18 protein-coding genes and 4 tRNA genes are annotated in these 22,473 nt (G+C 56.5%); 4 read left to right on the forward strand and 18 right to left on the reverse strand.

All coding sequences use genetic code 11. The annotated features are described in order from the left end of the window. Positions 1–31: 31 nt before the first annotated feature. The gene (gene cyaA / locus PGQ95_RS21025; protein ID WP_015368868.1) at positions 32–2,584 is read right to left on the reverse strand and encodes a class I adenylate cyclase; all 2,553 of its coding nucleotides are present in this window, start codon (positions 2,582–2,584) and stop codon (positions 32–34) included. 350 nt (positions 2,585–2,934) lie between these two features. Here cyaA and hemC point away from each other — a divergent pair, with 350 nt between their 5' ends. From hemC to hemY, 4 genes are read left to right on the forward strand one after another with little or no spacing between them, the layout of a single operon-like run. Next, a complete protein-coding gene (gene hemC / locus PGQ95_RS21030; protein ID WP_032715387.1) occupies positions 2,935–3,876 on the forward strand; it encodes a hydroxymethylbilane synthase in 942 nt (313 codons plus the stop codon). Beyond that, positions 3,873–4,613: a uroporphyrinogen-III synthase gene (gene hemD, locus PGQ95_RS21035; protein WP_045395574.1), complete on the forward strand. Its 741-nt coding sequence runs from the start codon at positions 3,873–3,875 to the stop codon at positions 4,611–4,613. Before hemC ends, hemD begins: the two co-directional genes overlap by 4 nt. 21 nt (positions 4,614–4,634) lie before the next feature. Further along, the gene (gene hemX / locus PGQ95_RS21040; protein ID WP_271032863.1) at positions 4,635–5,807 is read left to right on the forward strand and encodes a uroporphyrinogen-III C-methyltransferase; all 1,173 of its coding nucleotides are present in this window, start codon (positions 4,635–4,637) and stop codon (positions 5,805–5,807) included. A 3-nt stretch (positions 5,808–5,810) separates the two neighbouring features. After that, positions 5,811–7,007 (forward strand): protoheme IX biogenesis protein HemY, encoded by a 1,197-nt coding sequence (gene hemY / locus PGQ95_RS21045; protein ID WP_042894676.1) that lies wholly within the window; start codon positions 5,811–5,813, stop codon positions 7,005–7,007. Positions 7,008–7,473: 466 nt separating this feature from the next. On the opposite strand, the gene PGQ95_RS21050 is transcribed toward hemY, so the two are convergent. The 17 genes from PGQ95_RS21050 to wecA all read right to left on the reverse strand — a co-directional run bounded on the left by PGQ95_RS21050 (position 7,474) and on the right by wecA (position 22,382). Next, positions 7,474–7,550, reverse strand: a tRNA-Pro gene (locus PGQ95_RS21050). 42 nt (positions 7,551–7,592) lie between these two features. After that, positions 7,593–7,679, reverse strand: a tRNA-Leu gene (locus tag PGQ95_RS21055). A gap of 22 nt (positions 7,680–7,701) precedes the next feature. Beyond that, positions 7,702–7,777 (reverse strand) — tRNA-His (locus PGQ95_RS21060). Positions 7,778–7,832: 55 nt separating this feature from the next. Beyond that, a tRNA-Arg gene (locus tag PGQ95_RS21065) sits at positions 7,833–7,909 on the reverse strand. Between the two features lie 102 nt (positions 7,910–8,011). Next, complete coding sequence (thrP, locus tag PGQ95_RS21070; protein ID WP_087858704.1) at positions 8,012–9,397, reverse strand: bifunctional threonine/serine APC transporter ThrP; 1,386 nt, start codon at positions 9,395–9,397, stop codon at positions 8,012–8,014. A 205-nt stretch (positions 9,398–9,602) separates the two neighbouring features. Then, a complete protein-coding gene (gene wecG / locus PGQ95_RS21075; protein WP_015368874.1) occupies positions 9,603–10,343 on the reverse strand; it encodes a lipopolysaccharide N-acetylmannosaminouronosyltransferase in 741 nt (246 codons plus the stop codon). Positions 10,344–10,354: 11 nt separating this feature from the next. Then, on the reverse strand, positions 10,355–11,701 hold the full coding sequence (gene wzyE / locus PGQ95_RS21080; protein ID WP_087858705.1) for an ECA oligosaccharide polymerase: 1,347 nt from the start codon (positions 11,699–11,701) through the stop codon (positions 10,355–10,357). Next, positions 11,698–12,774 carry a TDP-N-acetylfucosamine:lipid II N-acetylfucosaminyltransferase gene (locus PGQ95_RS21085; RefSeq protein WP_213794872.1) on the reverse strand — a complete coding sequence of 359 codons (1,077 nt, stop codon included), beginning with the start codon at positions 12,772–12,774 and terminating at the stop codon, positions 11,698–11,700. Before PGQ95_RS21085 ends, wzyE begins: the two co-directional genes overlap by 4 nt. Continuing rightward, a complete protein-coding gene (gene wzxE / locus PGQ95_RS21090; protein WP_045378694.1) occupies positions 12,771–14,021 on the reverse strand; it encodes a lipid III flippase WzxE in 1,251 nt (416 codons plus the stop codon). The genes PGQ95_RS21085 and wzxE overlap by 4 nt, the downstream gene beginning before the upstream one ends. Position 14,022: 1 nt before the next feature. Next, positions 14,023–15,153 carry a dTDP-4-amino-4,6-dideoxygalactose transaminase gene (gene rffA / locus PGQ95_RS21095; RefSeq protein ID WP_113374967.1) on the reverse strand — a complete coding sequence of 377 codons (1,131 nt, stop codon included), beginning with the start codon at positions 15,151–15,153 and terminating at the stop codon, positions 14,023–14,025. 4 nt (positions 15,154–15,157) lie between these two features. Then, positions 15,158–15,832 (reverse strand): dTDP-4-amino-4,6-dideoxy-D-galactose acyltransferase, encoded by a 675-nt coding sequence (gene rffC, locus PGQ95_RS21100; protein WP_087858708.1) that lies wholly within the window; start codon positions 15,830–15,832, stop codon positions 15,158–15,160. Further along, positions 15,810–16,691 carry a glucose-1-phosphate thymidylyltransferase RfbA gene (rfbA, locus tag PGQ95_RS21105; RefSeq protein WP_430919238.1) on the reverse strand — a complete coding sequence of 294 codons (882 nt, stop codon included), beginning with the start codon at positions 16,689–16,691 and terminating at the stop codon, positions 15,810–15,812. Before rfbA ends, rffC begins: the two co-directional genes overlap by 23 nt. 18 nt (positions 16,692–16,709) lie before the next feature. Further along, a complete protein-coding gene (gene rffG / locus PGQ95_RS21110; RefSeq protein WP_047038438.1) occupies positions 16,710–17,777 on the reverse strand; it encodes a dTDP-glucose 4,6-dehydratase in 1,068 nt (355 codons plus the stop codon). Next, positions 17,774–19,036, reverse strand: coding sequence for a UDP-N-acetyl-D-mannosamine dehydrogenase (wecC, locus tag PGQ95_RS21115; protein WP_087858710.1), 1,263 nt, complete (start codon positions 19,034–19,036; stop codon positions 17,774–17,776). Before wecC ends, rffG begins: the two co-directional genes overlap by 4 nt. Continuing rightward, on the reverse strand, positions 19,033–20,163 hold the full coding sequence (gene wecB / locus PGQ95_RS21120) for a non-hydrolyzing UDP-N-acetylglucosamine 2-epimerase (RefSeq protein WP_072048022.1): 1,131 nt from the start codon (positions 20,161–20,163) through the stop codon (positions 19,033–19,035). The genes wecC and wecB overlap by 4 nt, the downstream gene beginning before the upstream one ends. 55 nt (positions 20,164–20,218) lie before the next feature. After that, the gene (wzzE, locus tag PGQ95_RS21125) at positions 20,219–21,265 is read right to left on the reverse strand and encodes an ECA polysaccharide chain length modulation protein (protein WP_087858711.1); all 1,047 of its coding nucleotides are present in this window, start codon (positions 21,263–21,265) and stop codon (positions 20,219–20,221) included. 13 nt (positions 21,266–21,278) lie between these two features. Beyond that, positions 21,279–22,382, reverse strand: coding sequence for a UDP-N-acetylglucosamine--undecaprenyl-phosphate N-acetylglucosaminephosphotransferase (gene wecA, locus PGQ95_RS21130; RefSeq protein ID WP_015368885.1), 1,104 nt, complete (start codon positions 22,380–22,382; stop codon positions 21,279–21,281). Positions 22,383–22,473 lie beyond the last annotated feature (91 nt).

Here is a 22,473-nt window from a genome sequence, read left to right on the forward strand (position 1 = left end):
GGCGGCGCATCGCGCCTTATCCGGGGCAAATCTACGAGTAGCGCTGCTGCAGCACCGGTGAAGCGACCGCTTCCTGGCCCGGCGGCACCGCGGCGGCAATCGCCTGACTGCGGAACGGGATCACCTGCGTGCGTCCGTCAACTTCGACTATCTGATAGAACTGCGGCAGGTTGAAGTTAATGAAGCTTGAGCCGTAGGTGAAGCGATCGTGCGATGACGAGTAGAAGCGGCTGACGTCGCGCACCAGCTCTTCTTTGCTGCCTTCGCAGTGATGATAGACCTCTGCGCGGTTGCTTTCGTCGAGAATGTAGATGTTAAAGCCGCTGTCATTGTTATCCGCATCTTCAAAGAAGAATTGAATAATCCCTTCGCTGGCGAAGCCATCCACCACCGCCGGCAGCTTAACATGATTGGTTTCTACCTGTACCGACAGGCCGTGGAGCTTGTTGTGCGAGATAGCGCCGTAGAACTCAATGGCGTTTTCCAGCTTCTGCACCGAAACGTTCAGGCGCTCGAAGAACAGGCCCCAGGTCTGGCCGGAGACGCGCAGCGCTTTGAAGCGCCCGGTGTCCTGACGGGTACTAGAGAGGCGCAGTTCGATGCACTCGGAGACCATCTGCTGCACGCGGGTGCGGATAAGGCCGCGAAGATGCTGGCTATAGCAGAACACCTCCACGCTATCCGGCGGCGCAGCGTCCTGATGCATTTTGCCGAGAATAGTCTTCAGCGCTTCGATCATCGCCTGCTCGCCGTTAAAGTGCAGCGTGCGCACTTCGTTCCACGAGTTGCGATACAGCAGGTCGACGCTGCCAATCAGGCATTTTTGCTCTTCGCCGAAGCTGAAAACATCGAGCTTACGGAAGTCGAAATGCACCACCTGATTGCGGAAAGCTGCCGTCGGGTCATATTCGAGGTTGACGATAATCGCCAGGTGGCGAATTTCGCACGGGCTGTACAGCGCTTTTGGCGTCGGCGCCGGCAGGCGTAGTGGGAAGTGGTGCGACACGTCTGCCACCATCTCCTGCAGCTTCGGTAAATCGACGATACCGTTGCCCTTAATAAACAGACGGGTGCGTGAGGTCAGCAGGCCGTTAAACCAGGCCCAGGCCACCAGCTTATTAAGATAACGGTTATATTCCAGCGGCTGATGGCTGATAATCGATTCCATATCCGGCGCGCGGTTATACAGATACCAACCGGTACGGTTGGCGCGGCCCGGCGGCACGTGGATAAAGGTCAGATTCGGCTCCGACAGGTCCGGTGAAATTTGCGGGTTCACCAAGGTGACCTTGCCCGGCAGCGCTTCAAAGGCCGCATACAGCTTGCGCGTCAGCACGCCGATATCTTGCGGGCTGGCGGAGACGCTAAGGTTATTGCGCCGAGCGAAGCGGATCAGATTACGATAGCTCTGCATCATCGCGTCGAGCAGTTCGTTGTGCGCTTTGCGCACTTCATCGATTTTCCAGTTAGCGCGGTTATCAAGCATCATCAGACGCTTTTCATCCCAGCCCCACTCTTTCACCAGCTGGCTGACGACTTCACGACGCCAGCCCACGCAGGCGCGCTCGCGGCTGAGTTTTTCACAGACTTTCAAATAGAAGCAGCGACGAACCAGATCGAGACGGGTGTCGTCTTCGATAGCCTGCAGATAGGCGGTTACGCGCTCCAGCATCATGCAGTAAGGGTCGAGACCGAATGAGACAATCTCGCCATCGTGCAGGCGCTGTTTAATATCTTTCGCCAACAGGCGGTTGTTGGGGTATTCCCAGGAGTAGGCTTCCAGCAGCAGCGTTTTCAACACCGCTTTATACGGGGAGTCGATGCTTTTATAAAGCTGCCACAGGCTGGCGCCGAAGTACTCTTCCGCCGACAGCGAACTGAGGCCGCCAAGATCGAGCCATTCGTTTGGCGTCAGCACGCCCTGGGCATACAGCCCCATCACGTAATCATCGTAATGATCTTCTTCATCGCCCGGCACCATATTCCACAGAATACGTTTCCCGGCAAGACGCACGGCGGTGCGGTAAAATTCATCGAGCAACAAAATATGCTGGGTCGAACCACAGTCTTCGCCGCCCAGGCTGCCGCTTTCGTTATGGCGGAAGCGGTTTTCGTCGATCAGGAAGAAACTGACCTCGACGCCGAGCGACGCCGCCCAGCTTTCAAGCAGGCTGCATTTACGCTGCAGCAGTTGGCGTTCTTCGTTATCCAGCCAGGCCTGATGGCATACCCAGATATCCAGATCGGAAGAGCAGCTTTGCCCAACGGAAGAGGTACTGCCCATCGAATAGACGCCGGTAATCGGCAGTTCGCCTTTCGGCGGCTCCTGCGTTAGCAGGCCGCGATGCAGTTCGAGTTCGTCAAGATAGTGGCGTTGGGTTTCATCAGGCGTGTAGAGGCAAATGCCGCGGGGAACGTTACCGTCAAGGTAACCCGGCATCAGCGGGTGATGATAATGTAGTAATGTCGGCAGAAGACTGTAAACCTGCTGGAAAGCGGGTCCCATGGCAGCAAGCGCGCGATCCACGCGCAATTGATTGATGGCATCCAGTCTCTGTTTCAGTGTCTCAATATAGAGGTACAAGACATATCGCCTGATGTTCAAAAATCCGACGTACAATAGTACGGAGGATTTCAGTATTTCAACAAGAACCGTCACCATTCGTCATCGGTGTGGTTGTGATGAACTGCTGGCTGACAAATGGTTTAAAACGTGATCAATTTAACACCTTGCTGATTGACCGTAAAGAAAGATGCGCTACATACAAGTGTAGCACCGTTTGCCGGGTGTAAATTCCCCACTACGCTTGCGGCAACCGCATCCGCATGAAACGCTAAAGGTCATCATGCCAGCATCCCACATTAACCGCGAAACTAACATCCCTAAAGCAACAATGTTAGGATGGCTCATGGTCGACAATGACGGTAACAAGCATGTTAGACAAAGTTTTGAGAATTGCCACACGGCAAAGCCCGCTTGCGCTATGGCAGGCACATTATGTGAAAGAGCGTCTGGAGTCCTGTCATCCGGGGCTTTCCGTTGAGCTGGTGCCCATGGTCACCCGCGGCGACGTGCTCCTTGATACCCCGCTGGCGAAAGTGGGCGGCAAGGGCTTATTTGTAAAAGAGTTAGAGCTCGCCATGATTGAGGGGCGCGCCGATATTGCCGTCCATTCGATGAAAGATGTCCCGGTCGAATTCCCTGAAGGCCTGGGATTGGTCACCATCTGCGAACGTGAAGATCCGCGCGACGCCTTTGTTTCCAATCACTATGCCTCAATCGACGCGCTGCCGGCTGGCAGCATCGTTGGCACGTCAAGTTTACGTCGCCAGTGCCAGTTGGCGGCAGAGCGTCCCGATCTGGTGATCCGCTCGCTACGCGGCAACGTCGGCACGCGATTAGGCAAACTCGATAACGGCGAGTATGACGCTATTATCCTTGCCGCCGCCGGGCTGAAACGCCTGAAACTGGAAGCGCGTATTCGCCAGCCGCTCTCGCCTGAACAATCTCTGCCGGCCGTCGGCCAGGGCGCGGTGGGTATCGAATGCCGCCTTGACGATGAATGGACCAAAGCGCTATTAGCGCCGCTTAACCATACGGAAACCGCCGTGCGCGTACGTGCCGAGCGGGCGATGAACACCCGTCTCGAAGGCGGTTGTCAGGTGCCGATTGGCAGCTATGCCGAACTGCGCGATGGTGAGCTGTGGCTACGGGCGCTGGTAGGCGCGCCGGATGGGTCGCGGGTCGTGCGCGGCGAACGTCGCGGGCGGCCGGAAGAGGCAGAGGCGCTCGGCGTCTCGCTGGCGGAAGAGCTACTGGATAACGGCGCCCGAGACATCCTCGCGGCGGTCTATGATGGAGAAGCCCCACGATGAGCATCCTGGTCACTCGTCCGCTACCGCAAGGTGAAGAGTTAGTCAGCCGCCTGCGCGCGCTGGGACGCGTGGCCTGGAGCTTTCCGCTGATTGAATTCACGCCGGGTCGAGAACTGGCAGCGCTCCCGCGCCAGCTGGCGGCATTAGGCGCGGACGATTTGTTGTTTGCGCTGTCGCAGCATGCGGTGGAATTCGCCCATGCCCGTCTGCTGCAGGAGAGCCAACGCTGGCCCTCCGACCCGGCCTATTTCTCGATAGGCCGCACCACCGCGCTGGCCCTGCATACGGTCAGTGGTAAAAATATCCGTTACCCGTTAGATCGGGAAATCAGCGAAGTCTTGCTACAATTACCTGAATTACAAAACATTGCGGGCAAGAAAGCCCTGATTCTGCGCGGCAACGGCGGGCGGGAATTATTAGGCGACACGCTGCGTGAACGCGGCGCCGAAGTAACATTTTGTGAATGTTATCAACGTTGTGCGAAGTACTATGATGGTGCGGAAGAGGCTATGCGCTGGCAATCTCGTGGAGTCACTACGCTGGTGGTCACCAGCGGCGAGATGCTGCAGCAGCTGTGGTCGTTAATACCCCAGTGGTATCGCGAACGGTGGCTGCTGCACTGTAGCCTTGTCGTTGTCAGCGAACGTCTGGCCCTTCAGGCCCGGGAATTGGGCTGGCAGGATATTCAGGTTGCCGATAACGCCGACAACGATGCGCTGCTACGCGCATTACAATAACTCTCAACATTGGAAGCCATAATGACGGAACAACAAAATCAATCCGCCGTGGTTGAAGAGACCAGGGAGGCCGTGGAAATCACGCCACAGCCAGAAAACAACGAGAAGAAAAAGGCCGGCAACAAAACCAGCCTGGCGCTCAGCGCGATTGCTATCGCTATCGCCCTCGCCGCCGGTATTGGCCTGTATGGCTTAAATAAGCAACAGGTTACTCGGCAAAACGAAACCCGCTCTGAATTAGCAAGCCAGCTCGCGGCGCTGCAAAAAGCGCAGGACAGCCAGAAGAGCGAGCTGGAAGGCATTATCAAACAGCAGGCCGATCGGCTGAGCGAAGCCAAACGCGAACAGGAAACCCTGACGAAACAGCTTGATGAGCTACAGCAAAAAGTTGCCGTGATTTCCGGCAGCGACGCCAAAACCTGGCTGCTGGCGCAGGCTGATTTCCTGGTTAAGCTGGCGGGACGTAAGCTGTGGAGCGATCAGGATGTGACGACCGCCGCCGCACTGCTGAAAAGCGCCGATGCCAGCCTCGCCGACATGAACGACCCAAGCCTTATCGGCGCGCGCCGCGCCATCACCGATGACATCGCTTCGCTGTCGGCGGTAAGCCAGGTCGATTACGACGGCATTATCCTCAAGGTTAACCAGCTGGCGAACCAAATCGACAATCTGCGCCTGGCTGATAATAACGACGATGATTCCCCGATGGATGCCGACAGCGATGAGCTCTCCAGCTCCATCGGCGAATGGCGCGTTAACCTGCAGAAAAGCTGGCAGAACTTTATGGATAGCTTTATTACCATACGTCGCCGCGACGAAACGGCGGTGCCGCTGTTAGCGCCAAATCAGGATGTCTATCTGCGCGAAAATATCCGCTCTCGTCTGCTGGTTGCCGCGCAGGCGGTGCCGCGTCATCAGGAAGAAACCTATAAGCAGGCGCTGGAAAACGTCTCCACCTGGGTACGCGCCTATTACGATACTGAAGACGCCACCACCAAGGCTTTCCTTGAAGAGGTGGATAAGCTCAGTCAGCAGAGTATCACCATGAGCGTGCCGGAAACGCTGCAGAGCCAGAGCCTGCTGGAAAAGCTGATGCAAACCCGGGTGCGTAATTTGATGGCCCAGCCTGCGGCAGCCGCTCCGGCGCCAGCGCCAGCAGCGACCGCGCCAGCCCCTGCGCCGCAAGGAGAATAACCGATGCTGAAAATTCTCCTGCTTTTCGCACTGCTGATCGCCGGGATCGTCGTCGGCCCGATGATCGCGGGCCACCAGGGCTACGTTCTGATCCAGACCGATAACTACAATATCGAAACCAGCGTGACGGGCCTTGTGATCATCCTGATCCTCGCAATGGTGGTGCTGTTCGCTATCGAGTGGCTTCTGCGCCGCATTTTCCGTACCGGCGCGCACACGCGCGGCTGGTTCGTCGGCCGTAAGCGCCGCCGCGCGCGTAAGCAAACCGAGCAAGCGCTGCTGAAACTGGCGGAAGGCGATTACCAACAGGTTGAAAAGCTGATGGCGAAAAATGCCGATCACGCCGAACAACCGGTCGTGAACTATCTGTTAGCGGCGGAAGCGGCCCAACAGCGCGGCGATGAAGCTCGCGCCAATCAGCACCTTGAGCGCGCCGCCGAACTGGCCGGCGACGATCTCATCCCGGTCGAAATTACCCGCGTGCGTCTACAGCTGGCGCGGAACGAAAACCACGCCGCTCGTCACGGCATCGATAAGCTGCTGGAAGTGACCCCGCGTCATCCGGAGGTGCTGCGTCTTGCCGAGCAGGCCTATACCCGCACCGGCGCGTGGAATTCACTGCTGGACATCATTCCATCCATGGCGAAAGCCAACGTGGGGGATGAAGAGCACCGCGCCGCGCTGGAACAGCTGGCGTGGATTGGCCTGATGGACAAAGCGCTGGCCGACGGCGGTAGCGAAGGGCTACGCGAATGGTGGCGCAACCAGAGCCGTAAAACGCGCGCGCTGATACCGCTGCAGGTGGCAATGGCCGAACGCCTTATCGAGAGCGACGATCACGATACCGCGCAGCAGATTATTATCGATGGTCTGAAGAAACAGTATGACGACCGCCTGGTCATGCCGATCCCGCGACTGAAGACCAATAATCCGGAGCAACTGGAGAAAGTGCTGCGCCAGCAGATCAAAGCCGTCGGCGACCGTCCGCTGCTGTGGAGCACCTTGGGCCAGTCGCTGATGCGTCACGGTGAATGGCAGGAGGCCAGTATCGCCTTCCGCGCCGCGCTTAAGCAGCGTCCGGATGCCTTTGATTACGCGTGGCTTGCCGATGCGCTGGACCGCCTGCATCAGCCGGAAGAAGCGGCGACCATGCGTCGTGACGGCCTGCTGTTGACGCTGCACAATAACCCTCAGCAGTAATTCACGATAACGCTATCGCCTCGTTCGGGGCGATAGCTCCCTTCTCTCGCGAAAAGATAGCCTTCCCCTGAAAGAAAAAAACGCCTGCACTGAAATCAGGGCAGGCGTTAAAACAGGTCTGTTTGACAACAAATTGGGTGCTTCACTCAACGTTATGTCCATGGTGTTTGATGAGACATATAAAATGCGACATCTATCAGTGGACGATAAGCACCGTAAGTACGGCTCTGCATCATTCCCGAGTTTATGAGGCACGAAGGCGAACATAAGAGATGGAATGAGCATCTACCCGGTTATTATCGCACAGGATCCAGCGAGATTGCATCTATCGCAGCAATCATTTGGGACAATTCCGGACAATAATTCGCAGAGATAGAAACTATTTTTTACGAGGAAGATCAGCGGGATAAAAGATGATTGAGCAAATCCGGAAAACAAAAAACCCCGCCGAAGCGGGGTTCAAAATTGGTCGGCGAGAGAGGATTCGAACCTCCGACCCACTGGTCCCAAACCAGTTGCGCTACCAAGCTGCGCTACTCGCCGAAATACTGCTTTTTGAATTTTTAGTTCAATTCTTTAAAGTCGTGGTGCGAGGGGGGGGACTTGAACCCCCACGTCCGTAAGAACACTAACACCTGAAGCTAGCGCGTCTACCAATTCCGCCACCTTCGCAATTCACAACTCTATCAAATAATGGGGTGGCTAATGGGATTCGAACCCACGACAACTGGAATCACAATCCAGGGCTCTACCAACTGAGCTATAGCCACCACAACAATTCTTTTACGCGGTATTAAAACCACCGCAGCTCCAGCACCGGGTAAATGGTGCGCCCGACAGGATTCGAACCTGAGACCTCTGCCTCCGGAGGGCAGCGCTCTATCCAGCTGAGCTACGGGCGCTTAGCGCCGTTGCGGGGGTGGATAATACGGACTTCCCCCCCCCCTGTCTAGTGCCTTTTTAAATAAAATTTCTATTTGCTCACAGTTTGTGCGCTTTGGCGCTTATTCCGCCGTTTTATCAAGATTCCCCCGCTTGCCGAGGCCGAAAACCTTATAAATAAGGGTCACCAGGGCGAGGAAAATAATTCCGACAAAGAGCGACATCCGGGTTTCATCGTTAATTCCCATGCCGATTAGCACACAAACGAGGAATGCCATCGTCAAATAGTTCGCCCACGGGAACAACAGCGAACGGAACGGATGGCTGGCCATCGCCTGCTGATGCTCGCGACGGAAACGCAGCTGGCTAATCAGGATCACAAACCACGGCACCATCCCCGGCAATACGCTGGCGCTATAAACATAGACAAACACGCGCTGCGGGTTAGGAATAATGTAGTTCAGGCACGAACCGATGAGCAGAATCACGATCGACAGCGCGACGCCCGCTACCGGTACGCCCTGACGCGACACTTTGGCCATTGCCGCCGGTAGCTGGCGGTTGCGCGCCAGCGCGTACAGCATACGCCCACAGCTATACATCCCGCTGTTGCACCCTGACAGCGCTGCGGTCAGCACCACGAAGTTGATAATCCCCGCCGCCGCGGTAATGCCGATTTTGGCGAAGGTGAGGACGAACGGGCTTCCAGTCGAGCCAATCTGGTTCCAAGGGAAGATAGTCACGATAACGAAAATCGCCCCCACATAGAAAATCAGGATACGCCAAAGCACTTTGCCCACCGCGCTACGCAGCGTGACCTGCGGATTTTTCGCTTCTCCGGCGGTGATACCGATAAGTTCAACGCCCTGATAAGAGGCGACGACAATACACAGCGCCGTCAGGAAGCCTTTCCAGCCGCCGGCGAAGAAGCCGCCGTGTTCGGTCAGGTTGCCAAAACCGATCGACTGTCCGCCATTGCCGAAGCCAAAGAAGATAACGCCCAGGCCGATGACAATCATCACGATAATGGTGGTGACTTTAATCATTGCAAACCAGAACTCGATCTCACCGTAAAGACGTACTGCCGCCAGGTTCGCTAGCGCGACCAGCCCGACGGCAATCAGCGCCGGGATCCACTGCGCCATCTCCGGGAACCAGAACTGCACATATACTCCGATGGCGGTGATCTCAGATATCCCCACCGCCATCCACATAAACCAGTATGACCAGGCCGTGAGATAGCCGAAGAACGGGCTCATATAACGGTGTGCGTAAACGGCGAACGAGCCGGTTACCGGTTCGAGGAACAACATTTCGCCCATCGAACGCATGATAAAGAAGACAAATAAACCGGCGATAATATACGCCAGCAGGACGGACGGACCGGCCCACTTCAGCGTACTTGCCGCCCCCATAAATAACCCTACGCCAATCGTCCCGCCTAGCGCGATTAGCTCAATATGTCGGGCCTCCAGTCCACGCTGGAGTTCCGCTTTTTTCTCAGTCATAAAGCCTCTTGTGTTTGCTGTATTCCGGGTACTGCCGGTTATTGTTATTAATTGAAACCATAGCCTTGCCGACGCGCAGGTCTCCCCCACGCGTTTGAAGCATGCGAATGGTTAATTAATTTTACGGAAATGGCAAATAAAGTATCAGGCGAGTGAAGAGATTACACAGAATATGTATGCAATCTCTTCTGGTTGCAGTGGAATATCAGAGCTTGCCGGAATAATGCCAACGTAAATAGCGCAGTAAACGGAACTGTCTTTTAATGCGGCTCGGCTGCAGGAGCAGGCGATAGAACCACTCCAGCCCCAGGTTCTGCCAGAATTTGGGCGCTCGGTGTACGTGGCCGGTAAAGACGTCATAAGTGCCGCCAACGCCCATATACAGCGCTGCGGGATACACCAGTCGGCAGTCGCGCATCAGAATTTCCTGGCGCGGCGATCCCATCGCGACGGTGACAATTTTCGCCCCGCTGTCGCGTACCCGCTCAAACAGCTGCTGGCGCTGATCGGCGGAAAAATAGCCGTCCTGACTGCCGACGATATTCACCTTCCAGCGCTCACGCAGCTTCGCTTGCGTCTCCGCCAGCACCTCGGGCTTACCGCCAATCAGAAACACCGGCGTTCCCTGCGCCCCGGCGCGCTCCATTAAGGCTTCCCACAGATCGGCGCCGGCAACGCGCGACACCTCAGCCTGCGGATATTTTTTGCGTAATGAGCGCACGACGCTGATGCCGTCGGCATATTTAAACTCGGCGGCCTCAATCAGCGCTCGCACTTCCGGGTTATCTTCTACCGCCAGCATTTTTTCGGCGTTGATCGCAACCAGCGTTCCCTGACGCAGTTCGCCGTCAGCGAAGAGATAGTTGAGCGCATGCTGCATGTCGCGCCAACCAATAAGCTGCAGTCCTCGCAGCGCATACTGCGGCGCGGAAGTGTTATCAGTCATGTTCATCCTTATCATACCTGCGGTTGCGAAAGCGGCTTCAACCGCTTATGAATCAATCCTGCGCTGTCCAGGAGCCAGTACAGCAATTTCGCCGCTAACAAGCAGATACCAAAGATCACGAGGAAAAACACCACGCGGGAGCCAAACGAATCCAACCCTTCGCGCGCCAGCACTATCATGTTGAAGATAGCGCCGAAACAGAAACTATGCAGGATAGCCGCTTTGTAGCGATTGCTCTCCCGATTGCCAAGTTCGTACAACCAGTCAAACCATTTAATGATGAGCCCTACCGCGACGGCGCCCAGCGGTACGAACCATACGCCGCCCATCACCACCAGCGAACCAATCAGCGTCGGCGATATCGCCAGCCCCGAGTGGTTGTTTAACACTTCCCAGGTGAAGTAATTGGCGGTATTCAGCACCATTGTTGGGCGGCCGTGCCACATCCAACTGGGGATAAAGACGTAGAAGTCGCGGATCATCGGCGCCAGCCCCTGGAACTCAATCTTGTCGTAGTTCTGCAGCAGCAGCGCCAGGTTCTCCCACGGCGAGAAGGTATCGCGCGTGAGATAGAGGAAAGTATAAAACGCTTCATCGCCGCTAACGTTCATCCCGTAGCGCTTCAACGCCAGCCAGAACATGCCGACAATGCCCAGCACGCCCGCCGCCGCCAGCATCCACAGGCTGATCCAGCCGCGAATAATGCCGATAAACAGGAAGATAGCGAAAGCGATAATGATATTGGCGCGGGTACCGCCGACGATCGCGTAGGTCAGCAGGCCAAAGGCGACGGTGCTCACCAGGAAAAAAATCCACGCCTTGTAATCCTGACGCAGGAAATAGATCACCAGCATCGCCGGAATAAAGAAGTAGAAGAAGCGCTTCAACGCCACGCCGGACACTTCCGCAGAGAATATCTGGCTGTATGAATTGAGCTTAAATAGCAGAAAACCGTTGTGGGCGAAGAAGATACCGACGCACAGCAGCGCCAGCCCCATCAAAATCCCCCAGGCCAGATGGGTTTCAACCCGGTTCATGGTGAACAGCGGGCGACGTGGAACATCACGCGATGCCGGACGCAGTCGCGTTTTGTAGGTCACGTAGTAGATGGCGTAGAAGCACACCGCAACCAGCAGCGTCTGCAGCAAAATCTCCGGCGGCGCCACGCTGACGTCAAAGCGGAACACCAGGATACTGGTTAACGGGAAGCCGAAGAAAAAGGTGAGCAGGAACAACAACGAGAAAAAGACGTTGAAGTTAAATCGCACGCGGCGAAACTCAAACCAGGTGGCGGTAGCGATAAACAGCGTCGACAGCAGCCAGACCACCAACAGCCCGCTAAATTGCATTAACGTCATACCCGTGCCTCCGCTGCCAGCTGTAGCGCCCGCTGCCACCCCGCCAGATAGTTCGGTCGGAAGAAGGCGATTTGCGTTTTATCAACGCTCGCTAACTGACGCTGCGCTTCGCGCACCACGTCGACATCCAGGGTATCGCTGGTAAACAGCACCGGGATCTGTTGTTCGGTCATATCCTGCCAGAACGGATTTTCGCGATTGAGCACGCAGGGAATACCCGCCTGAATCAGCAGGCACAGCGTGCCGATACCCTGCTGGCGAGCAAACAGGAAATAACCCAGATCGCAGCGGCGCAGCAGCGCCAGATAATCATCAAACTCAAGCTTCTCGCTAAGGATCTGCAGATGCTCGCGACTAAACAGCGTCTCTCCCGCCTGGCGCACTTCGTCAATGTACGCTTCATTGTTAGCCGGATAGCCCATCGGTACGATGACATTCACCGTATCGCCAAACTGCTGATGTATCGCCTTCAGCGCTGCAATATGCTCGTTACTACGATCGCCGGAATTCCCCACCAGAATGGTCAGGGTGTCACCGCGCGGGGCGGTATCGGCAAGGGAATTTAGCGTCGGATCCATACGGGTCGGGAAGTACAGCAGTTCGCCCGGCACGCGCGGATGGCGATTAGCAAACCAGCTGAGATCGCCGCGGGTGGCGAAAACGCGTCCTACCCGCCCTTGCGCCATCCGGCGCAGAGGATAAAAAAGACGGAATTTCAGGCTAACGGAGTTCTCATACAGATCCGCACCCCAGATATGCCAGTTAAATTGCGACGGGCGGATCCCGCCGCTCAACAACGCCAGCCACAGACCGGTATTAAACTGGCCGTGGAAAAAAAAGCGCTGCTGGCGATCGGCTTTCGCTTTGGCAATCACCGCCTGCGCCAGCGATTTCTTAGCCGGGTAGCAGGTAATCTCCAGCGCCGGATACGCCTCACGCATACCTGTCGCATCACCCACGACCATAAACGTCCTGGCCCGCGCGTCGGCGGCCAGTTCGTCGTTAAAGAACCGCAATACGGTCTGGTTGTGGTGCGGGATATCCGATCCCAGTACGTGTATCAGTGCTGTCATGCCCGTTTACGCCAGAGTAAAAACACGCCACTACAAAGGGCGAAATAAACAATATAAGTGGCCATATACGCCTGCGCCGCGCCAAGTGCGCCGTGCGCCGGAATAAGCCAGTGTGAAAATGCGGTCAGCAGCGTGAACTGGCTGATTTCCGTCAGAATATAAAAACGCAATGACGCTTTGGCGATCACCAGATAGCCGTAGACGTAAGCGCCAACTTTTAAAACATCGCCCACCAGCTGCCAGGCGAACAGGTCGCGCATCGCGGTGAAGCGCGCGGAAAACAGTAGCCAGATGGCAAAATCGCGCAGCAGCCAGACCGTCAGGCTCGCCGCCGCCACCGCCGGCAGAACGAATTTCAACGACTTCACTATCTCACGCGTGATGTCCGTTTTGGCGCTCAGCCGCGACAGCGTAGGCAGCAGATACACGCTAAAGGAGGCGGTAATAAACTGCAGGTAGGCATCTGAGATACTGCTCACCCCCTGCCAGATACCGACCGCCTCCCAGCCGTAATGCGCCGCCAGCAGATTACGCATCATCACATAGGCCACCGGCAGCGTCACCGAGGTAATCAGCGCCATCAGGGTAAATTTCGATAGCTGCCCTGCAAGCCCGTTATCCCAACGCGGGCGTAGCGCGCTCAACGGGATCGCGCCACGCCGCCATAGCATAATGGCGGCCGGAACCACCACCAACGCGGGGACTAACGCCAGCCCTAACAGCGCCCCCTGATAACCACCGAAGTAGTAACAGGCGTAATAGGCCGCAACGCCAATCAGGCTACCGGCAATCAGCGAAAAAGCGTTACCCGCAGCATCGCGAAAACCTTTCATCAGCGCCAGCAAATAGTTGGCCCACGCAATCCCCATCTGCACCAGCGCCACCAGACGTACCAGATTCTGGTAGTGCGAATGGCCGAACAGCGCCTGGCTTATGGGCGCCGCCGCCAGCAAAAAGACCAGCGCTAACAGGGTGGAAAAGCCGAGCACCATTGATGACGACGTCCCGACCACCTGCTTCAGGCGTAGCGGATCGTCGTGATGTTGGGCAACCAGCTTAGTGACGCCATTAAAAATCCCGGCGCCCGCCAGTACGCCAAGGACGGTGACCAATTGCCGGAAGTTACCGGCCTGGCCCACGCCCGCCGGGCCAAATGAGACCGCCAGCAGCTTTACCACCAGCAGACCGGCGCCTATTTTGACTAAGGTGGACGCCGCGGTCCACAGTGACGCTTTTGCCAACGACATATCAGGAGAAGTAGCTCAGCAGCGAGTTAATCACCGTCCGTTGGTTTACCGCAGACAGGTTATAGAACAGCGGCAAACGCAGCAGGCGTTCGCTCTCCTGGGTGGTATAACGATCTTCCCCGCAGAACTCGCCGAACTGTTCGCCAGCCGGGCAGCTATGGAGCGGAATATAGTGGAACACCGCCAGTATTTCTGCCTCTTTCAGCCAGTTAATCAGCGCCGCGCGGTCATCGTTATCCCGCAGCTTAATGTAGAACATATGCGCGTTTTGCCCGCAATCCGCCGGTACCGCCGGCAGATCGATACGGCCCGCGCGCGCCAGCGGCAGCAGCGCGTCATAATAATTTTGCCACAGCATCAGACGCTGCTGGTTAATACGTTCAGCGGCTTCCAACTGCGCCCAGAGATAGGCGGCCTGCAGATCGGACATCAAATAGCTGGAACCGATATCGCGCCAGGTGTACTTATCCACCAGACCGCGGAAAAACTGGCTACGGTTAGTGCCTTTTTCGCGAATGATCTCCGCGCGTTCCACCAGTTTACGATCGTTGATAAGCGTTGCGCCGCCTTCACCGCCGGCGGTGTAGTTTTTCGTCTCATGGAAGCTAAAGCAGCCAATATGGCCGATGGTGCCCAGCGCGCGGCCCTTATAGGTGGACATCACGCCCTGCGCGGCGTCTTCCACCACGTACAGGTTATATTTGGCGGCGAGCGCCATGATGGTGTCCATCTCACAGGCCACGCCAGCATAATGCACCGGCACGATCGCCCGGGTTTTATCGGTGATCGCCGCTTCAATCAGCGATTCATCAATATTCATCGTGTCGCGACGGATATCGACAAAGACGATTTTCGCCCCGCGGAGTACAAAAGCATTGGCGGTGGAAACAAAGGTATAGCTGGGCATGATGACTTCATCGCCCGGCTGAATATCCAGCAGCAGCGCCGCCATCTCCAGCGACGCGGTGCAGGATGGCGTCAGCAGCGCTTTGGCGGTGCCGAAGCGCTGTTCAAACCACTGCTGGCAGCGACGGGTAAAACCGCCGTCGCCGCAAAGCTTGCCGCTGTTCATCGCCGATTGCATGTAATCGAGCTCAGTCCCCACCACCGGCGGTGCGTTAAATGGAATCATCGTGTCACCTGTATAACCAGTACGCGGTGCTTTCCACATTCGCACCGCTGAGAATATAACGTTTAAGCGCGGCGGTGTTGCCCATTTGGGTCGCCACCCGCAGTGTAGAAAGCCCGCGTTGCGCCGCCCAGTGGCGCGCCGCCTGCATTAGCTCGGCTCCAGCGCCGCGTCCGGCCAACAGGCCGATACGCGCGTCGGTGTCATTGAGCTGACGCAAAGAAACAAATGCGCGGATGTCGCCATCGGACGCGCGAAATAACAGACACTGGTGGTCAAAGGTTCCCAGTACCGCGTTTTCGATCCATTGCGCGTAGAACCGGCCGCTGGCGTCAGCGGCGTACCAGGGAGCGCGAAAACGGCTCATGGCAAAGGCCTGCGCCGCCAGTTCACGCAGTCGCGCAATGTCGCCTTCAACGGCCCATTCGGCGCCGGCATCAGCCGGCTCGCCCACCGGCAACGCCAGATCGACCTCGCCTTCTACCAGTTGAAAACCGATCTCCTGTAGCGCATCCAGCCGGGCGGTGTCGCTGGCGGCGACTTTCGCCTGCACTCGCGACCATCCCGCCAGGGCTTCAGCGGTGAGCTGCGGCGCGCGTTCGTCAAAGCGAACGATGCCGCTATTAACGGCGAAGAAGCGGTTTTCCCACTCCAGCGCTTCAATACTGGCGCGGGCGGGCACGGAGGAGATCCAGCAAGTATTGGCCATAGCCGGTTTTTTCCAGCCGCTTCGCGGCGCGTTTGACGCCATCATCGTCAAGCCAACCGTTACGCCAGGCGATTTCTTCCAGACAGGCGATTTTAAAACCTTGCCGCTTTTCTACCGTTTGCACAAACATGCTGGCTTCAATCAGGCTATCGTGCGTGCCGGTATCCAGCCACGCAAAGCCGCGCCCAAGCAGCTCGACGGTTAACGCGCCATCCTCAAGATACATCTGGTTGATGGAGGTAATTTCCAGCTCGCCGCGCTCGGACGGTTTGACCCGTTTGGCGTACTCGGCCACTTTGCCATCGTAGAAATAAAGCCCGGTGACCGCCCAGTTCGACTTCGGTTGTTTCGGCTTTTCCTCCAGCGACAAGGCGCGGAAGTTGTCATCAAACTCCACCACGCCGAAGCGCTCAGGATCCATCACCTGATAGCCAAATACCGTCGCCCCTTCGGTGCGGGTTGCGACGCTACGCAGCTTAGGACTAAAGCTCTGGCCAAAGAAGATATTATCGCCCAACACCAGGCACGCCGGTTCGCCGTTGAGAAACGCTTCGCCGATGATAAACGCCTGGGCTAAACCATCCGGCGTCGGCTGAACGGCATACTGCAATTTGATACCGAACTCGGAACCATCGCCGAGCAGGCGTTGGAAATCGCGCTGATCTTCCGGCGTGGTGATGATAAGGATTTCACGGATCCCGGCCAGCATTAACACCGACAGCGGGTAGTAAATCATCGGCTTGTCGTAAATCGGCAGCAGCTGTTTCGACACGCCGCGCGTGATGGGATGCAGGCGCGTACCGGAACCGCCTGCCAGAATAATACCTTTCATCATGCCCCCCTGGGCCAGTTAGCCGTGCAGCCCAAGACGCTCGCCCTGATAGCTACCGTCCTGAACCTGTCGCCACCATGCCTCATTTGCCAGATACCACTGGACGGTTTTGCGCATGCCGGAAGTAAAGGTCTCATCCGGCGTCCAACCCAGCTCGCGTGCAATCTTCGCCGCGTCAATCGCATAACGCAGATCGTGGCCCGGCCGGTCAGCGACGAAGGTAATCAGATCGCGATAGTGCGCCACGCCCTGCGGTTTATGCGGCGCCAGCTCTTCGAGCAGTTCGCAAATGGTTTCCACCACCTCGATGTTTTTACGCTCGTTATGACCGCCGATATTGTAAGTTTCGCCCGGCTCGCCGCGGGTCGCCACCAGATACAGCGCTCTGGCGTGATCCTCGACGTACAGCCAGTCGCGAATCTGTTGGCCGTTACCGTAAACCGGTAGCGGTTTTCCCGCCAGCGCGTTGAGAATAATCAACGGGATCAGCTTCTCCGGGAAGTGATACGGGCCGTAGTTATTCGAGCAATTAGTGATAAGCGTCGGCAGGCCATAGGTACGCTGCCAGGCGCGCACCAGATGGTCGCTGCTAGCTTTCGAGGCCGAATAAGGACTGCTTGGCGCATAGGGCGTGGTCTCGGTAAAGAAATCATCGCTGCCGTGCAGATCGCCATACACTTCATCCGTCGAGATATGATGGAAGCGAAACGCCGATTTTTGCTCCGCCGCCAGCGTATTCCACCAGCTGCGCGCGGCTTCCAGCAGCGTATAGGTACCGACGATATTGGTTTCGATGAACGCCGCCGGGCCATCGATGGAACGATCGACATGGCTTTCCGCCGCGAGGTGCATCACCGTATCGGGTTGATGCTGGCGGAAGATGCGATCCAGCTCGGCTCGGTTGCAGATATCCACCTGTTCAAAGGCAAAACGCGCATCCTGCGCCACCGGCGCCAGCGACATCAAATTGCCGGCGTAGGTCAGCTTATCCACGACCACGACGCGATCGGCGGTGTGCTGGATGATTTCACGCACTACCGCGGAGCCAATAAAGCCCGCGCCGCCGGTGACCAGAATCGTTCTCACCGCCACACTCCTTTGGTGTCGATGATATAGGCCTGAGTAACGCTATCGCCGCTAACGGCTTTAAACTCGTTGTGATCGACCAGCATCACCAGCACATCGGCGCTCGCCAGCGCGTCATCGAGGGTCGCCAGCGTACACAGGCCATCAAGTTTCTTCGGCAGCGCATGAATGTTGGGCTCAACCACCTGCGTCGCGCCGCTGTGCCAGCGGGCGATCTGCGCGGCAATTTCCATCGCCGGGCTTTCGCGCAGGTCATCAATGTTAGGCTTAAAAGCCAGGCCGAAGCAGGCAATAGTCAGTTCGCTGGCGCGTTTATTGCTGGCATTCAGGCACTCGGCAACCTGTGCTTTTACCCGATCGATTACCCATTCCGGCTTGTGGTCGTTAACCTCGCGCGCGGTGCGAATCAGACGCGCCTGCTGCGGGTTTTGCGCCACGATAAACCACGGGTCGACGGCGATACAGTGGCCGCCGACGCCCGGACCCGGCTGCAGAATATTGACGCGCGGATGGCGGTTCGCCAGGCGGATGAGTTCCCAGACGTTGATCCCCTGATCCGCGCAAATCAGCGATAGTTCGTTAGCAAAGGCGATGTTGACGTCGCGGAAGCTGTTTTCCGTCAGCTTGCACATTTCCGCAGTGCGCGAGTTAGTCACTACGCATTCGCCTTCAAGGAAAATTTTATAGAGCTCACTGGCGCGCGCCGAGCAGACCGGCGACATTCCGCCAATAACGCGGTCGTTTTTGATGAGCTCAACCATCACCTGCCCCGGCAGCACGCGCTCCGGACAGTAGGCGACATTAACGTCGGCCGCCTCGCCAACCTGCTGTGGGAAGCTGAGATCGGGGCGCATCGCCGCCAGCCACTCGGCCATCTGTTCAGTCGAGCCGACCGGCGAGGTGGATTCCAGGATCACTAACGCCCCTTTCTTCAGGGTCGGCGCAATAGATTTAGCGGCGGATTCAACAAAGGCCATATCTGGCTCATGCCCGCCTTTAAACGGCGTCGGAACGGCAATCAGGTAGGCGTCAGACTCCACCGGCACGGTGGTGGCGCTTAAATATCCCTGTTCAACCGCCGTTTTCACGACGCTCGCTAAATCCGGCTCGACGATATGAATCTCACCACGGTTAATGGTCTCAACGGCGTGTTGATTGATGTCCACGCCAACCACCCGCCGTTGCCGGGAAGCAAATGCGGCAGCGGTTGGCAGACCAATGTACCCAAGGCCAATCACTGAAATGGTAGAAAAACTCATAGCGTTACCTGATTATTTTTAAGGGCGGATAAAATACGATCGCATGCCTGACCATCGCCGTAAGGGTTATGGGCCCGACTCATCGCCTGCCAGGCGGCATCATCCTGCAGCAGCCGGGTGACTTCATCGACGATACGCTGCCTGTCGGTGCCGACCAGCCGCACGGTGCCAGCGGCGACCGCCTCCGGGCGCTCAGTCATTTCGCGCATCACCAGTACCGGTTTCCCCAGCGACGGCGCCTCTTCCTGAATCCCGCCGGAATCGGTCAGAATCAGCCACGCCCGATTCATCAGCCAGACGAACGGCAGGTAATCCTGCGGTTCAATTAATTTCACGTTAGCGACATGGCCAAGAATACGGTTGACCGGTTCGCTGACGTTCGGGTTCAGGTGAACCGGATAAACAATCTGCACATCAGGATGATGGCTGGCGATATCCGCCAGCGCATGGCAAATGTGCTCGAAGCCGAGACCAAAGCTCTCGCGACGGTGGCCGGTCACCAGAATTAATTTCTTATCCGCTTCAAGGAACGGGTAGCGCTGCATCAGTTCATTGCGCAACGCCTCGTCGCCAAGGACACGATCGCGAACCCAGAACAGCGCATCGATCACCGTATTGCCGGTGACGGTAATGCGCTCTGCGTCAATATTTTCCCGCAGCAGGTTATCGCGTGAGGTGGCGGTCGGGGCGAAATGGTACATCGCCAGGCGCCCTGTCAGCGTGCGGTTGCCCTCTTCCGGCCACGGCGAGTTCAGGTCGCCGGTACGCAGGCCCGCTTCCACGTGGCCCACCGGGATCCGCTGATAAAACGCCGCCAGACTGGCCGCCATCGTCGTCGTGGTATCGCCATGTACCAGCACTACGTCCGGCTTAAACGACTCCAGTACCGGCTTTAAACCTTGCAGAATGCGGCAGGTGATCTCGGTTAATCCCTGACCCGGCTGCATAATGTTCAGATCGTAGTCCGGCGTAATCGAAAACAGTTTCAACACCTGATCGAGCATCTCCCGATGCTGCGCGGTTACGCAAACCTTTGCCTCAAAATGAGGATCCTTTGCCAGCGCATGGACCAGCGGCGCCATCTTGATGGCTTCTGGTCTCGTGCCAAATACAGTTAGTACTTTCACATCGATTCTCTTCGATTAGGTGATGATGGCGCGGAGCCTTCATCACAGGCCCCATTCACTGGACACGACGACGTGCTAACGCCACGCCTGCGCCGATGAGCGCGCCCACAATCCCCCACATGATCATCAGAAATACGCGCCGCGGGCTATCGCGTTTTACAGGTTCTTCCGGCGTACGCAAATATCTGTAAGTCTGAAAACGTGGATCCAGCGTCGGGCCAACGTTTAGCGTGTTCAGCATGGCGCGGTTCTGGTCATAGTCGAGATCGTATTCCGGCCCTACGGCCTGCAGATTTTCGAGGCGCGCCTGCAGCATCGGCCGGCCCAGTAAGAAGAGTTCGGAGGCCGGCAGCTGCTCCGCTGGAACATCGGTCTCGCTGCGCGAAATGTTATGTTGCTGGGCGATTTTCAACGCCTGCTCGACGCTCTGCACGCGGCGGTTGTAGATCTCGCTCGCCACCTCTTCCTGACGCTTCACCTGCGCTTTCATCTGTACGGTACGCGCCGCCCAGGCGCCCTTCAGCTCATCATTAAGATGACCGGCGGCACGCTGACTGGCGAAAGCGACGTACTGACGCAGCAGATTATTGGCATCTGGCGCGGTCTCCGCCGTCAGCTTGATGCTGTCATTGACGCTTTTCAGCGGGTCGCCCGGGATAAACTGAATATCGTTAATGAGATCGTCAAGCATCGCCGCATCCGCGCGCGCGTTACCTGACTGACGCTGCTTGTAGTAGTCGGTCTGCAGCCAGAAGTCACGGCGGGTATCCCATGACGCCTGTTGCATAATGAACTCTTTGTATGCCTCATCCATGGCGGAAGGTTGGTCTACCGAAGCCAGATCGGCTTTGATATCCAGGTTACGTAAGAACTGCTGTTGCGAATAGTATCCGCCCAGCATATTGACGGTCGGCCGGTCGGTAATTGCCGTCGCGCTCCACTCCTGGCGAGCAAAAAAGGAATAAATAAGAACGATCAGCGCGAATAGCGCGGCGGTGCCGACTATCCAGCCTTTTCCTGCCCATAAGGCGCGAAACAGCCCGCGAATATCCAGTTCGTTCTCAACGTTCACTGCTTGTGCTCCCGGTAATGGTTGAGTCATCACGTCCCCAGTTTTACTTGGTTAAATTTGGATTATTGCCGCTGTGTCGCCGAATTCTGCGTCTAATGCGCTTAACCAGACGCGCCACTTTCCATGCGCGCTTAATGCAGTAGCCATAAAGTAAAAAAGCAAACAAAAAGAGTATTAACATCACCCATTCAGGAACAATACGGGTGTATTCCGCCACTACGCCGACCAGCGCCAGTAAAGCGGCAGCCAGCGTAATCAGGACAAAGGCCTGCCGGGAAGTAAACCCGGCACGCATTATCAAATGATGAATATGCTGACGATCCGGCGAGAACGGGCTCATCCCCTTTCTCAGGCGGCGATACATAATCGCCACCATATCCATCAAAGGAATCGCAATAATCCACAGCGCCGTAACCGGGCTGATGGGATGCGTTTTACCCTGCGTGGTCTCCAGCAGGATCCAGATAATGGTGAAGCCAATCATGGTGCTGCCGGCATCGCCCATAAACACTTTATAGCGACGTCCAAGCGCGCCGAGATTAAGTAAAATATAGGGCAGGATGGCGGCGATCATCGCAAAACACCACATCGCCAGGCTGTACTGGCCGTCAAACCATAAGATGATGCCGGTTGCGGCGAAGGAAACGGACGAAAGCCCGCCGAGCAACCCGTCAATGCCATCCACCATATTGAAGGCGTTGATTGCCGCCCAAACGGCGAAAAGCGTGAGGAAAAAACCAAAGGGGCCGAGGACTAACTCCCACGAACCGAAAATATAGCCGAGGCTGCTGAGATGCAGATTACCCGCCGTCATCATGATAACGGCTATCGCGGCCTGAATAACCGCACGAATTTTTACGCTGATATCAAATCGGTCATCCAACGCGCCGACCAACACCAGCACGCCCGCACAGGCCAGATACAGCGTGGCATGAGGGATATAATAATCGGCAATCGCAAAGGTAAAACAAATACCGGCATAAACTGAGATACCACCAACTAACGGAATCAAACCTTGATGCCGTTTCCGATAGTTTGGCTTATCCACTAACCCAATTTTTTTCGCTGCTTTACGGGCAACAAATATAAACAGGGTCGTGAATAAGAAAACACTGATTAATTCAGTAATAGCAGTGAGTAAATTCACAACACATGTGCTCTCAGCATAGTTAATCCGGGGAGTATAACGATGATGTCTCCACTCCTGAAGGGGAAAAGCAGAACATTACAAATTTATT

Source organism: Klebsiella sp. 141240 (assembly GCF_050600805.1).
In the GTDB taxonomy this organism is placed as follows: Bacteria; Pseudomonadota; Gammaproteobacteria; order Enterobacterales; family Enterobacteriaceae; genus Klebsiella; species Klebsiella aerogenes.

Bases quoted from the DNA above. Each gene is read 5' to 3' on its own strand.
- hemC (WP_032715387.1), top strand. From the start codon at position 2,935: ATGTTAGACAAAGTTTTGAGAATTGCCACACGGCAAAGCCCGCTTGCG.
- hemX (WP_271032863.1), top strand. From the start codon at position 4,635: ATGACGGAACAACAAAATCAATCCGCCGTGGTTGAAGAGACCAGGGAG.
- wzyE (WP_087858705.1), bottom strand. From the start codon at position 11,701: ATGACGTTAATGCAATTTAGCGGGCTGTTGGTGGTCTGGCTGCTGTCG.
- wzxE (WP_045378694.1), bottom strand. From the start codon at position 14,021: ATGTCGTTGGCAAAAGCGTCACTGTGGACCGCGGCGTCCACCTTAGTC.
- thrP (WP_087858704.1), bottom strand. From the start codon at position 9,397: ATGACTGAGAAAAAAGCGGAACTCCAGCGTGGACTGGAGGCCCGACAT.
- wecC (WP_087858710.1), bottom strand. From the start codon at position 19,036: ATGAGTTTTTCTACCATTTCAGTGATTGGCCTTGGGTACATTGGTCTG.
- wecG (WP_015368874.1), bottom strand. From the start codon at position 10,343: ATGACTGATAACACTTCCGCGCCGCAGTATGCGCTGCGAGGACTGCAG.
- rffA (WP_113374967.1), bottom strand. From the start codon at position 15,153: ATGATTCCATTTAACGCACCGCCGGTGGTGGGGACTGAGCTCGATTAC.
- rfbA (WP_430919238.1), bottom strand. From the start codon at position 16,691: ATGAAAGGTATTATTCTGGCAGGCGGTTCCGGTACGCGCCTGCATCCC.
- hemD (WP_045395574.1), top strand. From the start codon at position 3,873: ATGAGCATCCTGGTCACTCGTCCGCTACCGCAAGGTGAAGAGTTAGTC.
- PGQ95_RS21085 (WP_213794872.1), bottom strand. From the start codon at position 12,774: ATGACAGCACTGATACACGTACTGGGATCGGATATCCCGCACCACAAC.
- hemY (WP_042894676.1), top strand. From the start codon at position 5,811: ATGCTGAAAATTCTCCTGCTTTTCGCACTGCTGATCGCCGGGATCGTC.
- wzzE (WP_087858711.1), bottom strand. From the start codon at position 21,265: ATGACTCAACCATTACCGGGAGCACAAGCAGTGAACGTTGAGAACGAA.